General features: G+C 48.7%; 18 protein-coding genes. 9 read left to right on the top strand and 9 right to left on the bottom strand.

The features are described from left to right. The first annotated feature begins 18 nt into the window (after window positions 1-18). On the top strand, window positions 19-480 hold the full coding sequence (locus Pan54_RS11180; RefSeq protein ID WP_146503561.1) for a hypothetical protein: 462 nt from the start codon (window positions 19-21) through the stop codon (window positions 478-480). On the opposite strand, the gene Pan54_RS11185 is transcribed toward Pan54_RS11180, so the two are convergent. The 6 genes from Pan54_RS11185 to Pan54_RS11205 all read right to left on the bottom strand — a co-directional run bounded on the left by Pan54_RS11185 (window position 475) and on the right by Pan54_RS11205 (window position 6,883). Beyond that, window positions 475-1,500: an acyltransferase family protein gene (locus Pan54_RS11185; RefSeq protein WP_242631286.1), complete on the bottom strand. Its 1,026-nt coding sequence runs from the start codon at window positions 1,498-1,500 to the stop codon at window positions 475-477. The two genes, Pan54_RS11180 and Pan54_RS11185, sit on opposite strands and share 6 nt — an antisense overlap. 19 nt (window positions 1,501-1,519) lie before the next feature. Then, window positions 1,520-1,738, bottom strand: a complete 219-nt coding sequence (locus Pan54_RS25820) for a hypothetical protein (protein WP_165441729.1) — start codon at window positions 1,736-1,738, stop codon at window positions 1,520-1,522. A gap of 243 nt (window positions 1,739-1,981) precedes the next feature. Next, a complete protein-coding gene (mraY, locus tag Pan54_RS11190; protein ID WP_146503563.1) occupies window positions 1,982-3,085 on the bottom strand; it encodes a phospho-N-acetylmuramoyl-pentapeptide-transferase in 1,104 nt (367 codons plus the stop codon). 103 nt (window positions 3,086-3,188) lie between these two features. Continuing rightward, window positions 3,189-4,184 (bottom strand): NAD-dependent epimerase/dehydratase family protein, encoded by a 996-nt coding sequence (locus tag Pan54_RS11195; protein ID WP_146503564.1) that lies wholly within the window; start codon window positions 4,182-4,184, stop codon window positions 3,189-3,191. A 39-nt stretch (window positions 4,185-4,223) separates the two neighbouring features. Next, complete coding sequence (locus Pan54_RS11200; protein WP_242631287.1) at window positions 4,224-5,873, bottom strand: fatty acid CoA ligase family protein; 1,650 nt, start codon at window positions 5,871-5,873, stop codon at window positions 4,224-4,226. Window positions 5,874-6,058: 185 nt separating this feature from the next. Then, window positions 6,059-6,883 (bottom strand): formylmethanofuran dehydrogenase subunit C, encoded by an 825-nt coding sequence (locus Pan54_RS11205; protein WP_146503566.1) that lies wholly within the window; start codon window positions 6,881-6,883, stop codon window positions 6,059-6,061. Window positions 6,884-7,254: 371 nt separating this feature from the next. Between Pan54_RS11205 and Pan54_RS11210 the strand changes: the two genes are divergently transcribed. The 7 genes from Pan54_RS11210 to Pan54_RS11240 all read left to right on the top strand — a co-directional run bounded on the left by Pan54_RS11210 (window position 7,255) and on the right by Pan54_RS11240 (window position 16,953). Beyond that, window positions 7,255-8,475: a hypothetical protein gene (locus tag Pan54_RS11210; protein WP_146503567.1), complete on the top strand. Its 1,221-nt coding sequence runs from the start codon at window positions 7,255-7,257 to the stop codon at window positions 8,473-8,475. A 161-nt stretch (window positions 8,476-8,636) separates the two neighbouring features. Continuing rightward, window positions 8,637-9,251 (top strand): peptidylprolyl isomerase, encoded by a 615-nt coding sequence (locus tag Pan54_RS11215; protein ID WP_146503568.1) that lies wholly within the window; start codon window positions 8,637-8,639, stop codon window positions 9,249-9,251. Window positions 9,252-9,953: 702 nt separating this feature from the next. Then, entirely contained in the window at window positions 9,954-10,922 is a 969-nt protein-coding gene (locus tag Pan54_RS11220) for a vWA domain-containing protein (RefSeq protein WP_165441730.1), read from the top strand. 43 nt (window positions 10,923-10,965) lie between these two features. Continuing rightward, window positions 10,966-12,456, top strand: a complete 1,491-nt coding sequence (gene lspA, locus Pan54_RS11225; protein WP_146503570.1) for a signal peptidase II — start codon at window positions 10,966-10,968, stop codon at window positions 12,454-12,456. A gap of 96 nt (window positions 12,457-12,552) precedes the next feature. After that, window positions 12,553-14,355: an ArnT family glycosyltransferase gene (locus tag Pan54_RS11230; protein ID WP_146503571.1), complete on the top strand. Its 1,803-nt coding sequence runs from the start codon at window positions 12,553-12,555 to the stop codon at window positions 14,353-14,355. A gap of 161 nt (window positions 14,356-14,516) precedes the next feature. After that, window positions 14,517-15,524: a ribose-phosphate diphosphokinase gene (locus Pan54_RS11235; RefSeq protein ID WP_242631458.1), complete on the top strand. Its 1,008-nt coding sequence runs from the start codon at window positions 14,517-14,519 to the stop codon at window positions 15,522-15,524. Window positions 15,525-15,663: 139 nt separating this feature from the next. Continuing rightward, entirely contained in the window at window positions 15,664-16,953 is a 1,290-nt protein-coding gene (locus tag Pan54_RS11240) for a glycosyltransferase family 4 protein (protein WP_146503572.1), read from the top strand. 220 nt (window positions 16,954-17,173) lie between these two features. Here the strand turns inward: Pan54_RS11240 and Pan54_RS11245 are convergent, their stop codons facing one another. From Pan54_RS11245 to Pan54_RS11255, 3 genes are all read right to left on the bottom strand, one after another. Further along, entirely contained in the window at window positions 17,174-20,020 is a 2,847-nt protein-coding gene (locus Pan54_RS11245) for a c-type cytochrome domain-containing protein (RefSeq protein ID WP_146503573.1), read from the bottom strand. A gap of 99 nt (window positions 20,021-20,119) precedes the next feature. Continuing rightward, window positions 20,120-22,627: a DUF1553 domain-containing protein gene (locus Pan54_RS11250; RefSeq protein WP_146503574.1), complete on the bottom strand. Its 2,508-nt coding sequence runs from the start codon at window positions 22,625-22,627 to the stop codon at window positions 20,120-20,122. A 204-nt stretch (window positions 22,628-22,831) separates the two neighbouring features. Further along, window positions 22,832-24,208, bottom strand: coding sequence for a DUF1501 domain-containing protein (locus Pan54_RS11255; protein ID WP_146503575.1), 1,377 nt, complete (start codon window positions 24,206-24,208; stop codon window positions 22,832-22,834). Window positions 24,209-24,504: 296 nt separating this feature from the next. On the opposite strand from Pan54_RS11255, the gene Pan54_RS11260 reads away from it, so the two are divergent. Next, window positions 24,505-25,815 (top strand): alpha/beta hydrolase, encoded by a 1,311-nt coding sequence (locus tag Pan54_RS11260; RefSeq protein WP_146503576.1) that lies wholly within the window; start codon window positions 24,505-24,507, stop codon window positions 25,813-25,815. The last annotated feature ends 10 nt before the right edge of the window (window positions 25,816-25,825 follow it).

Here is a 25,825-nt window from a genome sequence, read left to right on the forward strand (position 1 = left end):
GAAGGTAACGTTTAACCTGTGGAATGGTATGCGACGCTCGCAGTAGGATTTTTCCTGATTGGATTTGGTGTCTGGTTTGTCCAGAGGCATTTCATCGCAATCAACAAATTCCAACTCGATTCTGAGCTGACGGAAAAGCAAAAGTCATTCCTCGTCTCGCAGCAGAAACGGCGACTGTTTACATCTTGTCTGGTCATTGTGACCGGGATACTGATTCCCGCTTCTTACTACGCAATTGAACCTCTCAAGAATGCGTTTCTGGCGTCCCTGTTGTTGCTGACTTTGCTGATTTTGATTGTCGTCATTTGCATATTTGCAATCAGTGATATGCTCTCTAATCGCTACTTCCGACAGGATATTGACCTGAAACGTGCAGAGACGGAATTGAAGCGACGCGTGCTGGAATCGGAGTTGGAGAAACATCAGCAACTCAAAGCCGATATGCTAAAAAATGAAATCCGCAGAAACGGACATTCATAAGGAATGAGAGGCCATTGTGGATTGTGTTTCCGAAGAGACTGACTTTGAGTCTTTAGCAGACGTTATGATTTGGTCATTCCGCATCTTGTTACATTCGACTTTCAGGAACGAAATCGGTGCTTTCCCCGCTGTCTGAGCAACAGGCAGGACGACAGGATAATCATTTCCGTTATAGAGAAAGCTCAACAGTGAATTTCGGCGAATTCCATACTCATAGATCAGCAGCGAGAGAGACAATGAGGCAACACTCATAATGACAAATTTCGCAAAAATCGAAATCGAGATGGGGATCAACACGATTGCAAACACGACGATAAAAAGATGATGGAAGAGAAAAATCGTATAAGACGCATCTGAAAAGTAGCGAAAATATCTCGAAGGAGCGTTGGTTAACAACCGGAACGAACAAAAGCACAGGTGACACATCCACCAGCATGTCAAACCACTGCGAAATACTCTGACGCACATATTGGCAATGTGGCTCGAACTCTCTGGAATCAGCATCATCACGACCAGCAATAAACCGACCCCTGCACTGGCCAGTTGGAGTCGTCCGAACGATTCCAACGCCGACTCCGAGCGATGCAACCACATTCCAAAGCCAAAGAATGGAAGATAAAACATCAACACAGGAATATCGACCATTCCTAATGCCTGAGGGTTTCGTAAAGTATCCGGCAGTTTACCGTTCAGAGCGACGACAAATACATAACTCAAAGCTCCGAACATGAGAATCTTGGTGATTTGTTTCGTGCTCCAGAATTTATGGGAAAACAGATAGGGAATTTTATCCATGACAATCGTGATTGAAGTTGCGATGAGGCACATCTGAAACAGGATATTGAGAAACCAGAGATGTTCCATCCACTGCCCACTGGCATACCACGACAGGTCTGTCGCAAAATTGGGATGTTCCGAGAGTGCCGAATATTGATAATGGGCTTGAATCTCCAGTTGAATGACATTGAGCGTAAGTGCGGTCGTGATGAAGGGAATGATTAATCGTCGACTACGATGCATCAGAAAATTATGCATACTTTTACGGGACAATGTCATCTGCGCAAAAAACAGCCGTAATAAAGAAAACCGGCATGCGAAAGAGATGAATGCATTTCGAGAGCACATCGAATACCCAGTGGGTCGTCGGAGCATGAACTTCCCAGGTATTATTCACGCAAAATACATTGGCACTATGCAGCACGATTCCGAGTGCCATCATTACACCACGCATCGCATCGATATAATGAATTCTGGACATTCGGTGAACTTGCCTTGGGCGGGATCATTATTGCGACAACAAACATTAAACATGCGACCACACAGCTGAGTGATGATGCTTGAAGTATGTGGAAGAAAACGTTTGTGTGCTTTACTCAGAGCGGGGAATTCATCAGTGAGGATGATGACAAGACTAAAGCAAAAATAGGTTTAGGGGTAAGCCAGAGCGAAAATCTGGATTCATCGATCAAGAGAATGTTTCGGTTCGAATATTCCGATTATTCTATAAAATCTTCAACCCGGCCAACGCTGCAATAGCCAGCAAAGCCCCGCAAATCCAGAAGCGAGTGACCACTTTCACTTCACTTTGTCCGTTCAGAACAAAGTGATTGTGCAATGGGCTGCAACGAAGTGGTCGCCAGCCCCAGGTGCGATAGATTGAAATCTGAATAATAACGGAGAGAACTTCAATCACAAAAATCCCACCGACCAGCAAAAAAAGAAATTCCTGTCGGGCAATTACAGCGGACAGTCCCAGCATGGCTCCAGTTGGCAGAGAGCCTGTATCACCCATGAAGACTTCCGCCGGATGGCAGTTGTACCATAAGAAGCCGAGCATGGCTCCGACCATCGCTCCAACAACGACTGAGACTTCCCCTGCCTGCGGAATATAGGGAATGACAAAATACTGTGCGAATGTTTTGTGACCAGCCAAATAACAAAACGCAATCATTGCTCCGCCAGCAAAAATCGTACAACCTCCCGCCAGCCCATCCAGTCCATCAGTTAAATTGACTCCATTCGATGTGCTGACCAGAACCAGACCGGTCCAGACGATGAATCCGTATCCCATTGGAATGGCAAACTGTCCAACGGGTGAAACGAGTTCCGTTCCCAGTGGGATTTGAAATTGATGTTGATACAAAGAAGCTCCTGCCATCATCGACAGGATCCACTGCAACAGAAATTTTGTCCGAGCGGAAAGACCATGCGTGCTCGTACTGAGTTTTGTCCAGTCGTCGCACGCCCCCAGCATCGCAAAACTGATAATCACGAATATGCTCAACTGCACATAATGATTTTCAAGGTTTCCCCAGATCATTACGGAAAAGAGTGTCGCCATGACCAGGAATAATCCCCCCATCGTCGGGGTATTATTCTTTCCCTCATGCAGGCGATCGAGTTCGGTAGAGGCACTTGAGACTCGTTCCCGAAAACGGGTTTTCAACCAGCGAATCGCCATCGGTCCCAGGCAAACGGCCAGCAGAAAGGAAGTTAAACTGGCCAGGGCGATTCGAAAAGTTATATAGACACGTGAAGAACCGGTCGTATGACTTTCCACTTGCTGAAAAAAAGGCAAGACGTGAATTAACAACCAGTAAACCATGACTTCATCCCTGAATGCAATGACTGCAAAGCTCTCCTGGCTTGCACCCCCTCCAGCCGGTAAGGATAGCCGAAAGCCGGAAATCCAGCCAAGACCGACTTGTTCATTTAACCGACTTCAGTTCGTCCATCAGCCTTTGATAAGACGTTTCATAGTCAACAATTGGCTTGAAATCGAAATCCTGACGAGCTTTATTGATCGAGTAAGTGTGGGACTGGCTTAATTGCAGAGCGACGAATCGTGTCATCGGTGGTTCGGATTTTCTTCCCAACATGGTATAAACCGACTCCAGCACTCCCCCGATTCGATAGGCTGCTTGAGCCGAGATTTTTTTGTGAACTGGTGACTTGCAGACGTTGACTAGGAGCTCGTTAATCCAGGACCAGAGATTGACAGGTTTGGGATCGTTAATGAAATAGGCCTGTCCTGCGACGGTGGAATCGAGAGATAATTTCTCTGCGGCCTGCCAATGGGCTGCAGCCGCATTTTCTACGTAGGTCATCGAGATCTCGTTCGAGCCATCACCGACAATGCGTAAACGACCGGAGTCTGCTCGTTGAAGCAAACGTGGTATCAGATGTTGGTCACGAGGCCCCCAAACCAGATGAGGCCGCAACGCACAGGTGGCAACTCCGTGATCGCCGTTTGCCTCGAGGATCTCACGCTCGGCGATCGCTTTTGTATGAGGATAATGACACAGATAGTTCGTTGGATATGGCAGCGATTCGTTGGCCTCAAGGTGGGCCTGTCCATCGAAAATAACACTCGGAGAACTCGTATAGATCAGTTTTTTTACACCCTGATTTTGACAGGCATGCAAAACATTTCTGCTGCCTTCGGTATTGATCGAATAATACTTCTCCCAACTACCCCACACTCCCGGTATGGCTGCAACATGGTAGACGGTAGAAATATTCTGGCAGGCCTGTTCGACAATTTTTGATTCGCGAATATCACCACGAATGATCTCAACACCAAGTTTTTGCAATTCGGGATATTCCCCGCGGCAAAGTACGCGAACAGGTTCTCCCCGTTCACGCAGTTTTTCCACGAGATACTGCCCGAGGAACCCACCGCCCCCGGTGACTAAATTTGACATTACGAATTTTCTATACCGAACGATTTTTTCTCGGAAGGATCAGTTTTTAGCAGCCCAGATCGCTAAATCTTCTCGATGGATTTTCACATTGTGTCTGCGATCAACCGGTAGTTTACGATGAAATCGGAAGTCGAAAATCGAATCAGTCAACTCCTGCTGACTTGCGATTACTTTCAGTTCATCGAGAAAGGTATTCCTGGCATTCTGCGATTTGGGGTAACAGTTGGCTTCCGGTTCAACAATTAACACGGGTTGTTGCTTACCCGCCTCACCGACCCCCACCAATGCGGACCGATAGACGCGCGGATGCTGATTAAAAATCGGTTCACAACAAACCGGATACATCAAGCCCTGAGCGGTCCTCACAATGTGAGCTTTCCGTCCGCAAAACCAGAGTCGATTTTCGTCATCAAAATAGCCCATGTCTCCCATCCGGTGCCAGAATTGATTTCCATCCGGAATTTTTGCGAGTGCAGTGGCATCTGGTCGATTGAAGTATTCGCGAGTTGCACTGGGACTACGAACGATGATTTCGCCAATCTTGTTTTTTGGACAGATCTCAGCTTTTTCAAAACTCGATATCGCCCCGCTGACTTCATGAATCACACGAACATCCACTTGGGAAAATGGCTTACCAACACAAGTCCCCTGCCCGATGGCGGTTTTTGCAGCAGTTTCGTTGAGCACTTCGCTGGCGGAAATGGAACAGACGGGTAACGCTTCGGTTGCTCCATAAGGCGTAAACATTTCCGCCTCAATTTCGCTGCAACACTGCTTCATCTTTTCGAGGACAGGAACCGGAACGGGAGCCCCAGCAGAAAGGATCCGTCTCAAACTCGGAAGCTTGATCGATTTTTCGACACAATATCTCCCAACGCGATTCCAGAGAGCGGGCGAACCAAAGGCCTGAGTGATTCCCTGATTTTCGATGGCCTCGATGATCCGCAGAGGATTTACATCGGCTGGTTTTGTCGGATCCATATCGGGAATGACGGTCGTTACTCCCATTGCCAGATTGAATAGGGCAAACAGTGGAAAACCTGGCAGATCAATTTCACCGGGCTGGATTTGATACTGTTGCTGGAGCAGGTCAACCTGAGCATTGAACATGCCATGTTCGTAAACGACCCCTTTCGGAGGCCCGGTGCTGCCACTCGTAAAAATGATAGCCGCTCGATCTGTGGAGAGCGTTTCCACAGGTTGGAAGCGATTGTGTCCCAGTTCCAGCAATTTTCGATACGGTAGTCCGCCATAGCTGAAAGAACGTCCGACCGAAATATTGATATTGGCTTTCCGATAACGTTTGCCCCGTGCCTGCCGAATTGCCTGGACAATCGGTATGGCAACAAAACCATCCGGTTCAATTTCATCGAGGCAATCGAAGATTCTTTTCCGCCCCATCCCGGGATCAATCAGAACAACGGTTGCGCCCGTTTTGAAAATTGCAAAAGTTAATGCAATGAACTCAATACTCGGTTTCACCATCAAGACGAGTTTGTGTTTGGGAGTCGTGCCAAGTTTCTGCAGCCCCGCTGCCAGATCGTCCGTTTCCTGATTCAATTGTGTGAAAGTGCTGTGCGTGTAAGCGACACGCCCATTTCGATCACGTCCTTCTGGATAGACGACACATCTCTGATGAGGCCAGCGGCTGGCAGATGCTCGCAAACGATCTGCGATATTTAATTTCACGGGGTCGGTCATGGAGAATAAATAGAACTGGCAGTATTAGAAAAGCGTTAATATTCAACGATACATGTCAAGAATAATACAAGCACGACGCGCAAGCGAGTGAGTGAGTCTCTTGTTGGAGTGTGCGACTCACTCACTCGCTTGCGCGTCGTGCCTGGATGGGATGTGCTTTGCAATCGCAAATTTCATGAAGCAATCAATACTTCACCACGTTTATCCATCGTCATATCACCCAAATAGCGAGTGAAATGAGAAGTGGTCGGATCGATACTGGTGGGCAACATTTTGTTCAAGTTCAAATATTTCAGTAGCAGACGAAAGACGGCCGGTTCATATTGAACAGCTTCTTCAAGGTGCGACATTGCGCTGAGGTTGGCAGGATTCAAAATGAGAATAGTTCCTCGAACCATGTTGAGACCAACGGTATCTGGTATAGGACCACAACAGACAATTGTACCCGCTAACATTTCATAACCGAGGCGAGAACCGGAACTCTCGCCAATAATAATCGTCCCCCGTCGCATCCGATGTCCGCAAAATTGACCGACGGAACCCTGCACGAACACTTCCCCACCGGTCATGCCTTTCATGGAACCCGGACAAAAGCTGCCCAGATGATCTCCGGCGTTTGCTTGAATAATCAATCGGCCTCCGCTCATGCCTCGTGCAGTGCAGTCTCCCGTATTGCCTTCGACGACGAGCGTTCCACCGGTCATCTGTTCCCCGAGGCAATCTCCTGTATTTCCGAGAACATGAAATTTTCCCTCATTCCAGTTTCGACCGATGCCGTGGACTTTTGAAAAGTCCCCTTCAAACAGAACTTCTGCCTCGATGGTGGGATGCGTGTTCTCGTGCAGATCGAATAATTCCTGAAAAGTTCGTTCTGATCGACCATTGCGAATTTTGATCTTCAGAATTTGATCAATTTCTGCATTGATCAGCAATTCACTCAGTTGACTCGGTAATTCAACGAATGATTCCAAATTCTTTTTGGGGGTGATTGTAATCATTGTCAGTGAGGAGTATGTAAAAAAATGTTTACAGATTTAAGCGACCATGTTTCGGAAATGCCTCATCTCGATCGAAATGTTGCCGGAATCCAACTTCAAGTATTCGTCCAGAAATCCTACAAGGTGTTGAGATAACTTACCACAAGTCCTGCTTAGGTAAAGCATTACGGCTAGTCACAATAGAAATGGGATAATCTGCTGCATTTTGATGCTTTGCGGCGTGAAACCTGCGTTTGATTCTGACAAGATCAAATCAAAGTTCCTACCGCACGAGTTCAGATTTTTACTTTTCTTCAAGGGAGCGTCTTTCGCCCTCAATTGGAATCGGTAGAATTCAGAATGAGTGTGACCAGTGAAAAGAAGAGGTTCTCATGTTTCAAGTCTTCGAAATCAATTCACTCAAAGAGCTCGAAACGTATCGATTGAGTTGGCAGGAGTTATGGGGACGAGGTCGGCAGCGGCGTTTTCAAATGACCTATGAGTGGCTGGAAGCCTACTGGCAGTCGGCACCTGCTGATCGAGAACTTAAAGTTCTGATTGCCGCTCTGGGAGGAAAAGTGATTGGAATTCTTCCCCTGGTTATTAAAACCGTGGAAACCCGATTAGGAGCGGTTCGTGTGCTGACCTATCCTCTGGATGGTGGCGGAAACTGGTACGGTCCCATCGGCCCCAATTCTGCAGCAACACTGGCAGCCGGCTTGCGATATCTGTCATCGAACCGCAATGGATGGGATTTGCTGGATTTGACTTATACGGATCGAGATCGCATTGACCTGGGGCGTTCTTGTACCGCATTGAGAAATATCGGCTGGAAGCCTGTCGAGAGAATCTGGAAACTCATCCCAGCGGTCGCGTTTTCAGGAAGCTGGCAGGAATTCATGGGAAGAAAACGCAAGGACGTACGGAATGAAATCGAACAGGCCGAAGCCGCTTGCCGAAGTCGTGGAACGGTCTCATTCAAGCAGTATCGTTCAGTGAATGCCACTGCTTATTGTGGAGATTCTCTTGAAGAATTGCTGGGGCAACTGGAAGTGTTGTGTGTGGACGGAGCCGAGTTGAAGACCTTGCGTCGACAGTGCCTCTCAGCGGATCATCAGCAGATGCTGGAATTGGACATGATGTTTATCAATGGGAAGCCCGTCGCAGCTGCGATCAGTTACGGGAATGAATCCGGCTTAGAAGTGGCGCATGTTCTGCATAATGAGGAGCCAGGCGTCGAAACGTTCCAGCTTTTTTCAGGGCTAATAGGGCATGTCCTGGAGTCTGCTTGCCATTCGAAAACTAAAGAAGTAGAAATTTCTCCGACGCAAAGTGAATTAGTAACAGCGGCACGTTTATGGTCGAATCGGGAATTGAGAAGTTATCGCTATTCAAGTTGTCCGCTTACGCATGTGAAAGGTTCGTTGTTATTGAATTACCACGCTTTTCGCAGTCCAAAACTGGTCTATCAAAAACCAATTGTTCAGACGACGAATCGATCTTTCAAGAATAGTTCAAGCCAACGCTCTCCCGTGGCCCAACGCTCACCTGTGACCATTGAAAAGCAATCGTCAGTGCCTCAATTGCGAATTGCCAGAGAATTCATGGATTGACATTAAATACGTATTCCATCTTGAATCCTGAAAAATAATTGATTTCACCTGACGTCCGGCATCAGGATTGCTATGCTTCGATTTGAAGAGTGGGCACTCGGAGGTTGCCCACCAGGGGAATTGTGCCCGATCAGGAAAAATCAGGTTAGGAGTATTCAAGTATGATCAAATCAATCGTCGCGACCACAACAGCATTTTGTGTCTGTGCAGCTGTGTTTTTCAGCCTTTCCAGCGTTTCTCAAGCAGCCGACCCTCAGGCTCCTGAACAGTTTTATGTGAAGTTTGAGACCTCAGCAGGTGAAGTCTTAATCGAGTGCAATCGGTCCTGGGCACCCATCGGAGTTGATCATTTTTACAAAGCGGTCAAGGGTGGTTATTACAATGACGCTCGATTTTTCCGTGTGGTTCCCGATTTCATGGTCCAGTTTGGAATTAGTGGCGATCCCAATGTCACAAAAAAATGGGATGCTGATGTGCTGAAAGACGACCCCGTGACTCAAAAGAACGTTCGTGGAACTTTGACGTATGCGACCGCTGGTCCAAATACCCGCACGACTCAGTTGTTTATCAATTACGGAGACAACACGTTCCTGGACGGTCAGGGATTTGCTCCGATTGGAAAAGTTGTTTCCGGTATGGAGAACGTGGACAATATCAATTCTGAGTATGGTGAAAGTCCAAAACAACCTTACATCGAGCAATTGGGCAATCGTTACCTGAACGAATACTTCCCGAAACTCGATTACATCAAGAATGCCACAATTGTCGAAAAATAAAGATCGATAATTGCTCAACAGCTTTCGGGATAACGACTTCGGTATTCCAATGAGTCAAATCGAGAATGAAAACGGGAAATTCCTCTTGCGGAGATTAGAAAATTCTGAGATTTTGCGATCTTAGAGGAGCCTGATAGCCGATCAAACTATCAGATCAAACTTTGGAATTTCCCGTACTTCTCATTATAGATTCCGTCGGAGGTGCCAACCCTACCGCGAGGGTCCGAATCACTCAAAGGTGAGTGCTTGCACTACCTGATTCGCATCCGTTTCGCAACGACTCCACCGTCGCAACCCGGAGATTACGGATTTTCGCCTCGTCAACACTTCGGTGTTCGAGGCTTTTTTTATGCGCAGAGCTAAGTGGCCAAAAACTTCCACGTTGACGCACCCTAAGTACCGCGCATAAACTTATATAAGTGAGTAATGGTCTTTAACTTATAATCAATGTCTGTGAGATATGAATTTTTTGAACTACGGATGGACACGGATTAACACGGATATTTAAGAGAGATCATCTGCTGCAATTCAAATAATTGACCGGAATAAACACGCATTCATGCTTGCCCTGCTTCGCGATGCAAGCATGGCACCAATCATTAAAGTTGCAAATATTTGATTAGTGATCTCAGTGGTGATCCGTGTCCATCCGTAGGTCAAAAAATAATCGACTCAATATCATAAAGTGGTATCAGGTAATTAATGCTGTCGCGTGAGATGCATCATGATCGGTTCTGGACGTCGCCGGTGGCGTTTGTGGGATCGCTGTGCGTGCATGCATTGCTGGCTTTATTGATTGTGAGCAATCTAAACAGCTGCGGTCAGACGGGAGATTTTGGAACGACCGAAGTCTATCGTGAGGTTGGGATTACTTATGATTCTCCAGCCGAGGAAACTTCAGAAGAGAGCACTGAAGTCACTGAACAAAAACCTGAGAAAACAGAATTGCCGGTGTTGCCTCAAAGCTTGTCAGATGTCCCTCAAGCGGAAATGACACCTCTGCCTGAAATCCCGGCGAATGCGTTAATTGGACCAGGACCAGCGGAATCATTGCTGCCGTCATCGAGTGAGATGGCAGCAATTTCGCAGCAACTTCCACCGCCAACAGATACCAAGTCAGGCATTCCGAGTACGACGAAATTCTTCGATATCGCAACTCGCGGCCGTGTACTCATTTACGTGATTGATTGTTCAGGAAGCATGAATCGGAATAATTCATTCCGCCATGCCAAAGCCGAACTGTCAGCCAGTCTTGAGCGACTGGATGGTTCGCACAAGTTTCACATTATTTTTTATAACGATCATGTCTTTGAATTCCTTGACAGGAATGGAAAGCCAGACGTTCAATGGGCGACTGCCGGAAATCTGGCTCGGGGACGCAGTTTCATTTCTGAAATGGATAACAGCGAAGGAACGGCTCACCTGCCTGCCCTGATCAAAGCACTTTCCTATTCGCCGGAGGTCATCTTTTTCCTGACCGATGCAGCCGAGCCTGCCATGACGGCGAAACAACTCGATGAAGTTCGGCGAGTCAACAAGGGCCAGGCCGCGATTCATTGCATTGAATTTGGAATTCAACCAACAGATTTGAAACTGCCCAACTTTTTACAGAAACTCTCCAGCGAGAATGGCGGAACTTATCGTTATCGAGATACGAACGAGTTTCGATGATCGCCAGTGGCGATTTTTATACATCGCAGAAAGATAGAAGTGAATGCGATTGCTGATCGGTGTGATACTGCTGGTGATTATGGATCAGGCTTCCAAAGTGTGGGCCAGATACGCATTGCTCGATAGCCCACCGCGGTTCTACCTGGTGGATACGATTCGATTGGTTTATGCTGAAAATACAGGAGCATTCCTGAGCATAGGAGCCGAGGCCCCTATTGCTTTGCGATTTGCCATGATGGTTGGTCTCAATACAATTCTGCTTGTCGGGATCTGTATTTATCTTTACCGGGCCCGATCAATTTCTACGTGGGAACAAGCTTCATTTGCACTTGTCCTGGCCGGTGGTCTGGGGAATTTACTGGATCGAGTGTTTCGCCAGGGAGTCGTCATTGATTTCCTGAATATAGGGATCGGCTCCATGCGAACAGGGATTTTCAATCTGGCCGATGTGATGATTACTCTAGGAATATTGATGTTGGGATGGGCGTGGTGCCGAGTTGAATCTGAGGAAAAATTAGATTCAACTCATGTTGATAAAAACGAAAAGTCCGCGACATCGAAATTAATTCCAGGGCTCATAATCGCGATGACAATCCCGTTGACAGCCAGTCAATGCTGTGCGATAGAAACGGTCGTCTATAAAACCCGTCGCACAAATGGACAGGTTGTATTGAATGGGCAGATCATTGAATACAATCACAAAGAGCTTGTTTTTCGGGTGCAATTCCCAGATACCGTCAAGACGTTATCCGCTAATGACATTGTCGCCTATGCTCCAGAACGGAATCAGGCTCACCAGGAAGCGATTCGATCACTGAATGAACTGCGATATGCCGAGGCATTCAGCCAATTTGAATCCGCTCAATCTCAGGAAAAACGTGCCTGGCTCCAGCGGGAAATTCTAGCTGGTCAAATCGAGGTGCTGATCAATCAGCAGAACTGGCTTCGGGCGACTCAGAAGTATCTGACTTTGCTCAATAGCGATCCTTTATCTCGGCATCAGGAGTTGATTCCTCTGCACTGGAATGATGAGGAGTTGACAAGTGAGGAAAAGGTCTGGGCGGTCAGCGTTTTGCAGTCTGACAAATCGATCGAACGCCTCATTGGTGCCAGTTGGCTGGTCGATAGTCCCGAATATGGAGCCAGAGCAGAGTCTGTCCTGCGTGAAATGATGACAAATCCCGTTCCACTGATTCGGTATCTCACCAAAACACAATTGTGGCGTCGAGAATTGATCACCGATGATATCACCGATGGCGACCTGGAACGCTGGGAACGCCAATTGCTGGATTTGAAGGAGGAATATCGATGTGGTCCGATGTTTGTGTTGGGAATGGGTTACGAGCGAATTGTGCAGAAAGAGCTTGCAGCCGCTCACTATCTCTGGTTAACAATGATGGATGTCACAAATGTCCCTCTGGCTCGTCTGGCCACACTAAGAGCAGCCGATTTGCTGGAAGAAGTCGGGCAAATATCGCAGGCCGTTCAGTTGCGGGCTGAAACAGAGGCACGCTTCACCCGACAAGACAAATAATCTGATCTGGATGTCATTCCCCGATCTCGTATAGACTCTTACGACCTACAGCAAGATGCTGTGTTTCTATAGTACTTTCCGGCAAATGGATGTGCCATGACGACGACTCTTCGCCATCACCTGATCCTGTTATTGACTTGCGGCTGCGTCTTCTTCCTGAATCTGGGAGCGGCTCGCCTGTTCGATGAAGATGAACCCAAAAATGCCGAATGCGGCCGGGAAATGTACGAACGGTCGGACTGGGTGGTGCCCACGTTCAATTATGAGCTGCGTACCGATAAGCCCATTATGCTGTACTGGCTGATGCTTTCCTCGTTCAATCTACTTGGAGTCAGCGAGTTATCCGCACGACTTCCATCGGCCATCATGGCGACGATTACTGTGTTGACGGTCTATCAAATTGGCTGGCGATTCTTTGGTCAGGCGGTTGCATTCTGGTCGAGTATCATCCTGTCCTCAACGATGATGTATGTCGTGAGCGGGCGTATCTCCACACCCGATGCCACGTTGATTGCATTCATTACGCTTTCCATCTTTGCTTATATTCGTTTGCAACCGGTCGGAGAAAAAGGCTGGTCTCATCCTGAGAATGCAGCTTGGCCAAAAGGCTATCTGCCAGCGAACTTTTCAGGTTATGTATTGTTGTATGCGTTGATGGGATTAGCTGTTCTGACCAAAGGGCCAGTCGGCTTTCTGCTCCCCTGCTCTGTGATTGGGTTATTTTTGATGTGCCGTGGCCCGGCTCCTCACACTCCACAGGATTTATCCTGGAATAGGCCGCTCCAGTCTGCGAATGAACTCGTGAACTATCTTGCGGCCTTCATCGCTCCTTCCCGATTCTTTCCAGCATTGTGGGCAATGCGTCCCTTCACCATTTTACTGGTCGTCGGTCTGGTCGCCTTGCCGTGGTACGTTACCGTCGGTTGGATGACCAATGGAGCCTGGCTCGAAGGTTTTTTAGGTGGTCACAATATCGGACGATTTTCATCTGCGATGGAAGGTCACAGTGGCCCAATCTTCTATTATGTGATCGCTATTCTGATGGGTTTTTTCCCGTGGTCGGTCTTTTTACCAGTTACGCTCTACCTGGCTGCTTCACAGAGGCATCGATTTGAAAAGGACAATCAGGGACTTTTATTTCTGCTCTGCTGGGCTGGAGTGTATGTCGGCTTCTTCTCGATTGCTCAAACGAAACTCCCGAATTATGTCCTCCCCTGCTATCCCCCACTCGCTTTGATGATGGGCTGGACGCTCGTCCGCTGGCAGGAAGGTCGTCTCACCTTGCCGAACTGGTCCTTTACCTGGGGGGCTCGGTCGTTAATCGTCAGCGGCGTGGCATTAATCGTTGCTTTTCCGATCGTTTCTCAATTGTTATTGCCGGGTTACTGGGCCGTTGGTTTGGTCGGTTGCCTGCCGATTGCAGCCGGTTGCTGGATGCTGACACAAAATCAGCTGATGAATCGCAAGCAGATTCTGAAAGGAATCGGAGTTTGTTCGATTGCCTTTGTCTCGGCTGTCTTTGCAGGCGTCACCCCATGGATCAGCCAGGCTCAGGAAAGCAGTCAACTTGGGTTGAGTGCGAGCCGATTGAGTGAATCTTCAGTTCCGTTTGCGACTTATCAATATTTCGCACCGAATCTCCCATTTTATGCCGAAAGGCCGGTCCTGAGACATCATTCCAGTGAAGAAGTCGCTCAGTTCTGGAAAGAGCATCCTGAAGGCGTTCTCTGTGTGCGGGATCAGGAATTGAGTCAGCTGGATGATGTGATGCCTAAAGATGTTGTGGTCGTGGAAAAAATCGATCGGTTTTTGCGTCCCCATCAGATCCTGCTACTCAAACGCCAGACCGCTCTTCCTCGAACAGCTGCTCAACCCACTTCTGAAACTTTGATCCGATAAAATATGCCTTTCAGTTCGCATATCTAACTGAAATCGCATTTCCTTAATTGGATTTTAGCCCGCCGCTTGTGGTTCCCGGTGAGCCGAGTATTATGACCGCTTGTTGTGCATGAAATTGCATAGATATCACAGTGGTCAATCATTAGCAGAAAGTTGTCGTGATGATTCATCACGAGCATTCGGGGCCTCGCCCCATGCCATTTCAGGCTCCTCAGGGCGATCTTGCAGTCCTGGCAGGATCGGCGAATCAGGAATTGTCCAAGGCGATCGCCCGTTCACTCGGATTGCGATTGACGCCCGCAGAAACACATACGTTCAGTGATGGCAATGTGTTTGTGCGAGTGCTTGAAAACGTCCGCGGTCGGGATTGCTTCATCATTCAGGGTGTGCATCATCCTGTTAATGATAATTTCATGGAGTTGCTGTTCTGGATCGACGCTCTCAAGCGTGCCAGTGCACAAAGTGTGACGGCTGTCATCCCCTACTTCAGCTATGCGAAGGGGGATAAAAAGGACGAGCCTCGTGTTTCCATCCGCGCTCGTGTTTGTGCTGATGCCATCGAGGAAGCTGGTGCAGATCGATGCTTGATGATGGATCTGCACAGTCCGCAGATTCAAGGCTTCTTTCAGATTCCGGTCGATCATCTGTATGGACGTTATGTGTTGGCTGAACACATCAGTTCCATGGGGATTGATAACCTTGTGATCTGCAGTCCGGATGTTGGCTTCGCCAAAGGAGCCTCAGCTTTTGCCAAATTACTGGGCGTCCCCGTAGTCATCGGAAATAAAGAGCGGACTGATCATACAGAGCAGGCAGAAGTTCTTGAAATTATCGGAGATGTGAAAGGTAAGAATGTTGTCATTGTAGATGACTTCACGATTTCCGGTGGAACTCTAATTTCGATGGCGGAGTTGCTGAAAGCTCGAGGAGCCAATGATATTTATGCAGCTGTTTCACACGCGGCTCTCACCGAAAGTGCAGGCCCGAAAATTACAGCCAGTCCAATTACCAAGCTTTTCACAACCGATACGATTGAGCCGTTACCTAAAAAGTCGTGCGAGAAACTTCAAATTGTGAGTGTCGCCGAAGTCTTCGCAGCTGCAATTCGTTCGGTGCACGATCGAACCAGTGTGAGTATGCTGTTCCCAGAGAATCCTAAGCAGAAGTAATCCCACCGATACTCAACGACTTGCATTCAATTCAGGACAGACTGCCATTTCTTCAGGTGGCCCCGACACTCTGATAAGATAGAATTCATGCGATGAAAGTAATCGCATTAGAAAAAATTTTTCGGGAGCAGGGTCTGGGATGCACATTGCGTTTGTGACAGCGGGGGGAGCGGGAATGTTTTGCGGATCCTGCATGCAGGATAACGCAATTGCTCGTGCGCTGATGCAACTCGATTGTGAAGTCTCGCTGATTCCGACTTATACCCCCATCCGCGTCGATCAGGAAAATATGTCGCATACGCCTGTCTATCTGGGGGGGATCAATTTATATCTCGATAACAGTATCGGTTTCTGGAAGCATTTGCCGCGACCTCTTGTCTCGTGGCTCGATCATCCTCGCGTCATCAAATGGGCCACTTCGTTTGGAATTAAAAACGACGGAGCTGATTTGGGCCCGATGACCATTTCCATGCTCAATGGAGATACTGGTCCGATGCAGCGGGAGTATCAGGTTTTTGTGGATCATCTTATAGATGACCTTAAGCCGGATGTGATCCTGTTTACAAATGCTTTATTGAGTGGTGTGATGCCATTGCTGACTAAGCGATATTCCAAACCAATTTTCTGTCTGCTGCAGGGGGATGATCTGTTTCTGAATCAATTGCCTGATCAGTACCGGCAAACCGCCATCGATTCAATTCGCAGAAACAGTGAACAATTTGCAGGTTTTATCACGCATACTCGTGTGTATGCCGATTTGATGTCTGAATTTCTGGGAATCGATCGAGGGCGTTTTCTGCAAATCCCTCTCTCTGTTGATGTCGATGCTCATGAAGTGCAGGATCTTGCCACTTCCGCCAACACGCTTCCACGAATCGGTTACTTTGCCAGAATTGCTCCCGAAAAAGGATTGCTCGAACTCGTTCAGGCAACTCACCATTTGCATGAAGATGGCATCGATTTTGAATTGCATGTCGGCGGCTATCTCGGTCCACAACATCGCTCGTACTTCAAAAGGATTCAGTCAGAAGCAAAATTTCTGGGAGATCGATTTCAATATATCGGAAGTCCTGCTCAGCATTCTGAGAAGATGGATTTCCTGAGACAGCTCCATCTGTTGAGTGTCCCTGCGAATTACGAGGAGCCAAAGGGACTATATTTGCTGGAAGCGATGGCGGCTGGGATTCCTGTCGTCCAGCCACGACGGGGAAGTTTCCCGGAATTGATTGAATCGACTGGCGGAGGATTGATGTATGAGCCCTGCAACTCCCGTGACCATGCGAACTCTCTACGACAGTTGCTTGAAAATCCAGAACTGCATTTGCACCATCGTAATTCTGGATTGGAAGGTGTGAATGCCCGCCACACATCAAAAGAGGCGGCTAAAGCAATGTTGAAGATTTGTCGAGATGCTGCCGAAAAAGTATGAGCCAACCGTTTTCCTAATTGCATCGCCTTGCTTGGTTTAACTGGCTTTAATCACTGGAAAACTTGATCAACAAACGGGGTGGCGGGGGCGCTCCGCTTCAGCGGAAGCCCCCGTGAAAGCTACGATTCGGGGGCTTCTCTTTGAGATCGCCCCCGCCACCCCTCTCAAAGGTTTGAACGAATCCGAGCTATCACTGGCTCGGCTCGACAGATTTCAATAACTATTTCTCAAGCACATGAATCCGCACAGGTTGAGTCGCCTGGCCTCCAGCTGCAGTCGTTCTTAGATGGAATAGCCGCGACTGCGGTTTCGCAGCTGGATCGCAGGTGATAAAGAATTCGCGTTCGGTGTTTTCATCGGTAATCAGTAACCCGTTCAAGCCGATGTTATCAACGTAAACTCCGTAAGGTAAATTCCGGCCGGAATCTTCATTGCCGAAGGAAATCGGTCCTTTGTGTCCGTTGCGATTGGCGATGACTTTGAGTTGGATGGTTTCTCCCGGAGAAACTTCGAATTCCAGGGTTTCATCATCCGGTTTAGATATGGGTTGCGGGCTGCGTGGTGAAGGAACAATCTCCAAAGTTAGTTTGGGTGCACCTCCATTTTTCCACTCTTTGAAGCCGTTGACTTCGTGAGTGCGAACTTCTCCAAGGATGTCCGCTTCAGCTGTAATCTTGACGGCTGCCGCCCAATCAGGATCAATTTCCGTATTCTCGGCAACTGAGATCACTCCCAACGCTTCAATCTGTCCTTCTTCAACAATCAATGGTGTCGTGACTGCGATTCCCTCTGGCAGATTTTCAAACTTGAAGGTCACAGGCCCCATGTAATTGTCTTTGCGATTCACCCGCACCTGAAATTCCTGTCTGCTGCCGGGATGAAGAGTTAATGTATCGGACTGCAGACGCGGTTGAAAATCTGGCTGTCGCGGGCGGATCTCCAGTTGATATTTGAAATCTGGCCCTTCGTAGTTGCGGACATCTGAGATTTTCACCAGATAATCGCCCTCAGCAGGAGCAGTGAAGAATAAGCGGGAATCGCTGCCGAGGTCCCGCTGACTTGAATCATCATTCTCATAATAAACGGGGAAGACAGGCAATCCATTGGGAATGACTTTTTCATCAGGAGCGATTGGTTCGACGATATAGCAGGGTTCATTTAAGGCGTGAGAAAGCGGGGTTGTATCGAAGTAACCCCAGCGATTGCCGCCTCCAGGATACATATTAAATCCAGAATCCGCCCCACGTGGATAATGATACAGTTTTGCAACTTCTCCATTGGAATAGAGATACTCGTTGAGCTTCATTTCCGTCCAGTTGAAGATACGGAAATCGTTGAACTGATCGGAATTTTTGCCTCGGAAAGTAAAGTAAGATTCCCTCACTGCCTGAAGGTTCACATGTAGCAGTTTATCACCTTTTGCATCCAGAACTTCAACAAAGGAGTCGAGCGGTGATTTTGAGCGAGCCGTGTTCGTTTCGATCACCCAGTCTTCGCCTGCCTGACAATGAATTCGGTAGAGATCAAAATCCGTCTGCAATTCATTGCGACCTGAGATCGTGCCACTGATGCTGGCTGGAATCTGCACAGAAATGGCTTGATCGGGTGTCTGGTTCGGTTCGGTTTCCGTCAGCTTGGTCTGTTCCTTAGTTTCAGGAATGATGGGGTCAGCCGCGTGATCGATCTGATTGCCCGGCAGAGAAGTCAATTCGATTTCTGGAATTCGATAAGTCATGATTGTGCCATCGAGCCTGCCGGTAAAGAACGATTTCTGATCCGCTGAGAGGCATGCCGTTGCTCCGGTTTCTCGACTGTCTTTTTCCCAGACATAAATTTCCTGGAAGGAATTTGCGTCCCAAAGTTTGATGACTCCATCTTCCGAGAACGTCAACAGATGCTGACCATCAGCCGTCCACAATAAATTGGAGACGGTTGCTTCATGGGCAAAACGGGCAAACAGTTGAGGATTGATTTTCGGTTGATTGTGGGAAACCGTTTTCCAGATCCTTAATTTCTTATCGGCTCCGACAGCCGCCATGCGATCTCCAGTTGGAGAAAACTGACAGGCGTAAACTTCCTTGAGCGGTTGCCCAAGCGTATCGAGCCGCATTCCGTCGGCTACGCGCCAGACTTTGCAGGTATCATCTGCACTGCCGGAGATCAGCAGCTGACCATCCGGGTTGAACGCGACATCATACACGGAACCATTATGGCCTGAGAGGACATGAAGCTGCTTTCCGGTTGCGGTCTCCCACAGGATGATTGACTTGTCGTAACTACTGGTTGCAAGAGTTGATCCATCGGGAGAAAGCTGAGCATCGAAAACCGTGTCGTAATGTCCTTCATACAAATGCAGTTGATTTCCTGAACCTGTTTCATAGATCGCAACCCACCCTCCCCGGCCAGTCACTCCCGAAGCGACAACCAGCTGAGTTCCATCCTGTGAGAACGATAGAGAATTAATTTTGCCGGGGACCTCTTTCAGCGTGAGACGAGGTGATTCCAGTGAAATTTGTCTCTTGGTCTCAGAAACTGTTGCAGGGGCCGGCAGGATCAGCACTTCGCCGAACCGACCAACAGCTAACTCTCCAGCGGGAGATGTTGCCAGAGCCGTGATGGGCTGCATGTTCTGATAAGCGGGGATCTCCGGAACATTCAGCATCAAACGATCGGGTTGTTTGCCTTCTGGTCCTGCTGCTCCCGATTCAATCCAACTCCTCAACACTGCAATTTCTTCAGCAGTCGGCTGTGGTTCATCTTCTGGAGGCATGGAAGGTTCGGCTCGCTTTTCGATGAGTCGAATCAGCAGACTGTTTTCGGAATCACCAGCTAACAGCACAGGTTTCTCTTTCAAACCTGCATGTAGAGACTGATAAGTTTCCGTGGAAAAGTCGGCTTCCCGATCCGCTTCGCTGTGACAGCCTGAGCAGTATTTGTTGAGCAGTGGCTGGACATCGCGCAGATAGTCGGGGTGAGTTTCGTCGGCTGCCTGAAGAAGTTGTCCCGACGTGAAAATTAACAGCAATGTGTTGAATACCAAGTAGTGTGCGAAATATTTTGATGTCATGATTGATCACTTTGACAGTATTTAATCTGTAGGTCAGGCTGTGCCTGACGAATTGTGCGTTCTACCTCTGATCTCGTCAGGCACAGCCTGACCTACGAATCAATGATTAAACAAGAACTCGCGGGTACTCAGGATGGCCCAGAAAATATCTTCAACAACATCGCGTTCTTCCGGAGAGCCAGCCCCAGGCAGCATCGATGTGATTTCATCTCGCTCGTGAGTCGTAGTGTATCGTCCCAGACTGCTCAGATAGAGTTCGTCCACCAGAGTAGAGTCCGACATTCCGAGTGAGCGGAGTCGCAGCATTTCGGCGACACGTCCCTTATCGTCTTTGAGTTTCTTATTGATCGTCTCTCCGTTGGAAAGATGCAGCACCTGAACCGTGCTTGGTTCCGCAGAGCGTTCGCATTCACAGACGATATTTCGAGGATTACGACCAAATGTCGACAGGAAATAGTTTTCGACGGCCGAATCAAACAGTTCGACCGCACGTGTTCCTTCGGGATAGAAATCCGTCTTCTGCCGATCTGCTCCTGGAAAGCCAATGAAGTCGAATTTTGTCGGAACTCCAGTGACCTGCACGATGGCATCATGCAGGACTTCGGCCATCATTCGACGGGGATAATATCGTGAATAAAAACGCTGCTCATCCCGATTTCCGGGGAGAGGTTCACTGGATCTCTGATAGGCATTGGACTGCAGGATCAGTCGCATGAGTGATTTCAAATCGAACTTTTGTTCGACAAGATAATCCGCAGCGGCTTGCAACAATTCGTCATTGGAAGCGGGGTTGGTGGCACGCATGTCATCGACCATTTCCACAAGGCCAACACCGAAGTATCGAGCCCAGATGCGATTGGTGATCGAGCGGGCAAAATAGGGATTCTCTGGAGCAGTCAACCACTCGGCCAGTTCAATGCGGCGGTCGGACGGATCATCCATTTCCAGAGAAACGGCATCGAGCGGCGTCGGCGGTTGAGGCTTGCCTGTTCTTGGTTGAACGAGATCTCCGAATTCGGTGACATAGAGGGTGCGGATGCCATCGCCATTGCGACTCTCGCCTCCCCAACCTTTGGCCTTCACGCGGGCGAACAGGTTGGCCATGCCGTAGTATTGGTCGTTGGTCCATTTTTCGAGAGGGTGATTATGGCACTTGGCACAGCCGATCGATAATCCGAGAAAAGCCTGCGAAACATTTTCGGTCATATCCTCAGGCGATTGATGCAGGGCATAGAAATTCGTCGCCCCATTTTCGACACTGCTGCCGGTCGCAGTGACGACTTCCTGCACGACCTCATTCCAGGGCGTGTTCTTTTCGACATGCGAATGCAGCCATTCGTAATAAGTCTTCACCGCTTGCGGCCTGAGTAACGTGCCGTTGATCATCATCACGTCCGACCATTGATAGGCCCAGAAATCGACGAAGTCTTCGGAGTTGAGCAGCGTTTCGATCAGTTGATCGCGTTTCTCAGGAGCATTATTAGTTAGAAACTTTTGCGTTTCCTGAACGGTCGGAAGTCGACCAATAGTATCGACATAAGCACGGCGAACAAAGGTTTGATCAGTACACCCTGCAGAGGCTGGGAGGTTGAGTCGCACCAGTTGTTTGTCGATCAATTCATCCAGAACATTCTTCGGCTTCCGCTGATCGACTTGATCCTGATCGGCCAGTGGATCGGAAACTTCCGGAAAGGGAACGGTAATGCGGGCAATCGCAACAAGACTCGAATACCAGGCAACAATCGCACCTTCACCCGGGCCGTTAATGGTGACATTTCCATGCTCGTCGACCGAGCAGACAGCTTCATTCGTCGAAGACCAGATCACACGGGACGTTACATCACGTTGTTCTCCATTTGAAAAAGTAGCCTGGACAACAAGTTTTTGATGCTCTTCCACCTGATGCAGCGAACGTCCCGGCAACACAGTGAGTGCTTGCACTTCAAGATCTTCAGGCGTCGGTCCGGGAGCTCCTGAGGATATCCAGTGAGCGATAATCTGATATTCTTCCGAGTCGGTTTCAAATCGAATGCCTCCTTTGTGGGGCATTCCGCCAGAAGGTTTGGCAAGTATCAGACTGCGACCGGGATCGGCAAATTCGACTCGTCTTCCCTGATCCTGTTTCACGATGTTGAAGAAATCTGTTGGCGGGTCATACGCTCGTAAAGACAGACGAAAGCCCCCCTTCCCGGCGAGGGCTCCATGACAGGCACCGGAATTACACCCGGCTTTGGAAAGCACAGGCAAAATATCGTGCCGGAATGAGGGAGAATTTTTCTGCTCTACATTTTGAACAGTGACCGTAGCCTCACTCGTTTCGTTTTGATAAATAGCACTGATTGTCACTTTGCCATTGGCGATAGGTGTGATAATGCCCTCGGCTGATACTTGTGCGATCGATTCATCAGATGATTTCCACTCGATGCCTTTAATGACTTGAGAGCCGACTTCCTGACCTTCTGATTTCTGTAACAGCAACTGTTGAGTGGCTGTCGGATTACTGATGACGACTTCGGCGGGGAGAATTACCGATTGCGCATAAATAGAGGATTGATTCGTGAATAACGAACCAATGAGGATCAAAATAATGGGAACACAGCTTTTCATGGTATTAACCAGTTTAAGTGGAACACAAAAAAATAATTGATCATTATCAATTGACCTGGGGTGGCGCTCCGCGTTAGCGGAAGCCCCCGAAAGTTCACCGATTCGGGGGCTTCTCTTCGAGAGCGCCCCGCCACCCGTCGATTAGTATTAGTGTTGGGTTTCACTTCGCGAACCAAACCTACACGGACGACCTGTGGAAAGACATCAAAATAATTCGTGAATTGGATGATGGCCGAAGTCGACGAGAGGGAATGGGCGGTTTCCTGGGCCCGGCAATGTCGTTTCGGGGTCCAGCCCCAGACTCTTGAAAATTGTGGCGACGATATCGGCTGGTTCAACGGGACGATCTGCAGGAACTCCACCGATTGGATCGCTCGCACCGACAACCTGTCCCCCCTTCACTCCTCCACCGGCAAAATAAACGGTGAAGCATTGAGGCCAGTGGTCGCGACCTCCAGCCGGGTTGACGCGCGGTGTGCGGCCAAACTCAGACAGATTGCAGACCATCGTATCTCCCAGTAAGCCTCGCTCTTCCAGATCTTCGAGCAAAGCTGCGTAAGCCTGATCGTACATCGGACAGATTTTCGTCCGCATGCCTTCGATGGACGTGAACGGTTTGGAACCGTGGATGTCCCAGGTCACTTCATTGAACACAGTCAAGAATGTGTTGATGGTTACAAATCGAACGCCGGCTTCGACCAGTCGTCGAGCGAGTAGGCAGCATTGACCGAATCGATTCATCCCATATTTTTCTCGAACGCTGGCTGGCTCTTTTGAGAGATCAAAAGCATCGCGAGCCTGCGGACTGGTCATCAGGCGAAATGCGGATTCAAAATTGTCATTCAGTAAAGCCGCGTTTTCTGTGGCTTCGAAGACGTTTGCCGTTTCGTCAACAAGCTCACGGAGTTTCTGGCGGCGATTTAATCGGACCGTGCCGATTTCTTTGGGCGGTAGTAAATCGGGAACCTGAAAATTCTTTTCGGCCGGATTTGCATTCAAGGCAAAAGGATCGTAAGCCTTGCCCAGAAATCCGCCGGCTTGACCATTCGGTAAATTGCCCCCACCCCGACCCATTAATTCGGGAAGCACGACAAAGGGGGGCAAATCTGTTCGACGACCTTTCAGATAATTCACGACCGCACCGGCATGGGGAGTATTGACCCCGCCAGAAAACTGACGGCCGGTCTGCACAATTTGCCAGCCGGAATCGTGAACGGCGGCTCCGCCGTGGTGAGCAGAGCGTACCAGCGAGAATTTGTCGGCGACTTGAGCGTGACGCGGCAACAATTCGGAAATTTGAATTTCCGGTGAGCTGGTCGAAATCGGCTTGAAGGGGCCGCGAATTTCTGAGGGAGCATCGGGCTTCATGTCCCACAAATCGATATGACTGGGAGCACCGAGATTGAAAATCATGATGCAGGAGCGATTATCCTTTTTCTCACCCGGCTTCATCGCCGCCTCGGCTGCCATCACATCGGCCAGCGTCAGCCCCATCGCTCCCAAGGTGCCGACTTGCAGGAAGTCGCGACGGGTGGTGCCGTTGCAATTGTGGGAAACACCTTTCCCTTCAAAATTCAGCATCGAATGTCCTCTGTGTTCTGTTAAAGCTGGGGAAACTCAGGGGTGTGCAGGTAGGGATGATTGTTTGCTACTGTTTATTGTTACCGATCAGGCATCGACACTTCAACACATATCAATGTGGCCAGCTATATTTTGACTCAATATTTCAAGATGCAGATCATTGAAGAAAATACACAAATTACTCTTAAATAAGTGAAATATTGACCTCAGAACAGGAAATCATCTATTGCTCCACACGTGATCACTGAATTTATGCTCGACACGTCAATTTTGAATCAAAACGAGGGCGCCAAATTATGCGAAATGGACTTCGCATCTTCACGTTGGGAATTGTCTGCACAGTTTCTTTCATCTACGGTTGCAGTCTGGGTGGGAATCCGAGATCGGCAAGTGATCGGATTGCCAAAAACAATCAGGCCAGAGAAGCTGAAGCCTGGCCAGGGGAACCTTGCGGAGAGCCTTGCAGCCCGGATCCCGAAAAAGCATGGGATGTTGTCCGCGTTTATTATGGGACCGATCGAAAGCCGACAGGCGATCCGAAACCAAACGACTTTTATGGGGCAGAACCTTCTGTACTTCAGTATGGTATTTGCGAAGTCAGTATTCCCGGCTCACACGATTATGGCGAAATCGAACGGCCCTCGATCTGGAAGTTGGAGTTCAATGAAAACCCTGATCGTCATGTGATGCTGCAAAGTGTCGAAGCGGTCCAGGAAGAGCAATTCCTCAAAGATTTGCAGGATGAGGTCAAGTATTCTGAGAGTGACGAAGCGTTTGTCTTTGTGCATGGCTACAACGTCAGTTTCGCTCACGCGGCTCGTCGGACGGCTCAGATGGCTCACGATTTGAAATTTCAGGGGCCACCAATCATGTTCAGCTGGCCTTCTCAGGGAAAACTGCCCGGCTATGTAGCCGATATGACCTCCGCAGATTTTGCGAAAGAACACGTTCTTGAATTTGTCGAAAAGATTGCTCGTGATTCCGGTGCTAAAAAAGTCCATTTGATTGCTCACAGTATGGGGAATCGAATTGTGACCGATGTTCTTAAGAATCTTTCCGAACAGTCGTTGTATCGTGATGTTCCAAAATTTAATCAGGTGATTCTGGCAGCTCCCGATATCGATGCCCGGACCTTCAAATACGAAATCGCTCCAAAAATTACGCAGGCCGAGCGTGTGACGATTTACGCTTCTTCGAACGACAAAGCTCTGAAAGCATCGCAGTTGGTGCATCAGGGACGGCGACTTGGACAGGGTGGAGTTGAGTTGACCGTCTTCCCGGAACAAAAATTCATCGACATGATCGATGCATCTCAGGTCGATTTCGGACTCTTCGAACTGGGCCACGCCAGTTACGCCGATGGACTACTGGTCGATGTTAAGCGAACACTGTCGGGTGCACCTGTGGTTTCCAGAGGTCTGACCGCTCACGAATCCCACTATGCGTGGCTGGTTCCCGGACCAATACAACCGGTGGAAGAACAACCATCAGGAATCCAGACGGCTTCTCTGGAGACGCTTTCTCCAGAAGTCGCCGTACAGGAAGTGCCTCAGGAAACTGCAACCAACAGTCGTTGGACATGGTGGAAAATCTTCTGGCCGTTTTAAATCAACTTCC

This window comes from Rubinisphaera italica (assembly GCF_007859715.1).
In the GTDB taxonomy this organism is placed as follows: domain Bacteria; phylum Planctomycetota; class Planctomycetia; order Planctomycetales; family Planctomycetaceae; genus Rubinisphaera; species Rubinisphaera italica.

Bases quoted from the DNA above. Each gene is read 5' to 3' on its own strand.
- Pan54_RS11185 (WP_242631286.1), bottom strand. From the start codon at position 1,500: ATGCATCGTAGTCGACGATTAATCATTCCCTTCATCACGACCGCACTT.
- Pan54_RS25820 (WP_165441729.1), bottom strand. From the start codon at position 1,738: ATGTCCAGAATTCATTATATCGATGCGATGCGTGGTGTAATGATGGCA.
- mraY (WP_146503563.1), bottom strand. From the start codon at position 3,085: ATGGTTTACTGGTTGTTAATTCACGTCTTGCCTTTTTTTCAGCAAGTG.
- Pan54_RS11195 (WP_146503564.1), bottom strand. From the start codon at position 4,184: ATGTCAAATTTAGTCACCGGGGGCGGTGGGTTCCTCGGGCAGTATCTC.
- Pan54_RS11205 (WP_146503566.1), bottom strand. From the start codon at position 6,883: ATGATTACAATCACCCCCAAAAAGAATTTGGAATCATTCGTTGAATTA.
- Pan54_RS11210 (WP_146503567.1), top strand. From the start codon at position 7,255: ATGTTTCAAGTCTTCGAAATCAATTCACTCAAAGAGCTCGAAACGTAT.
- Pan54_RS11215 (WP_146503568.1), top strand. From the start codon at position 8,637: ATGATCAAATCAATCGTCGCGACCACAACAGCATTTTGTGTCTGTGCA.
- Pan54_RS11220 (WP_165441730.1), top strand. From the start codon at position 9,954: ATGCTGTCGCGTGAGATGCATCATGATCGGTTCTGGACGTCGCCGGTG.
- lspA (WP_146503570.1), top strand. From the start codon at position 10,966: ATGCGATTGCTGATCGGTGTGATACTGCTGGTGATTATGGATCAGGCT.
- Pan54_RS11230 (WP_146503571.1), top strand. From the start codon at position 12,553: ATGACGACGACTCTTCGCCATCACCTGATCCTGTTATTGACTTGCGGC.
- Pan54_RS11235 (WP_242631458.1), top strand. From the start codon at position 14,517: ATGATTCATCACGAGCATTCGGGGCCTCGCCCCATGCCATTTCAGGCT.
- Pan54_RS11240 (WP_146503572.1), top strand. From the start codon at position 15,664: ATGCACATTGCGTTTGTGACAGCGGGGGGAGCGGGAATGTTTTGCGGA.
- Pan54_RS11245 (WP_146503573.1), bottom strand. From the start codon at position 20,020: ATGACATCAAAATATTTCGCACACTACTTGGTATTCAACACATTGCTG.
- Pan54_RS11250 (WP_146503574.1), bottom strand. From the start codon at position 22,627: ATGAAAAGCTGTGTTCCCATTATTTTGATCCTCATTGGTTCGTTATTC.
- Pan54_RS11255 (WP_146503575.1), bottom strand. From the start codon at position 24,208: ATGCTGAATTTTGAAGGGAAAGGTGTTTCCCACAATTGCAACGGCACC.
- Pan54_RS11260 (WP_146503576.1), top strand. From the start codon at position 24,505: ATGCGAAATGGACTTCGCATCTTCACGTTGGGAATTGTCTGCACAGTT.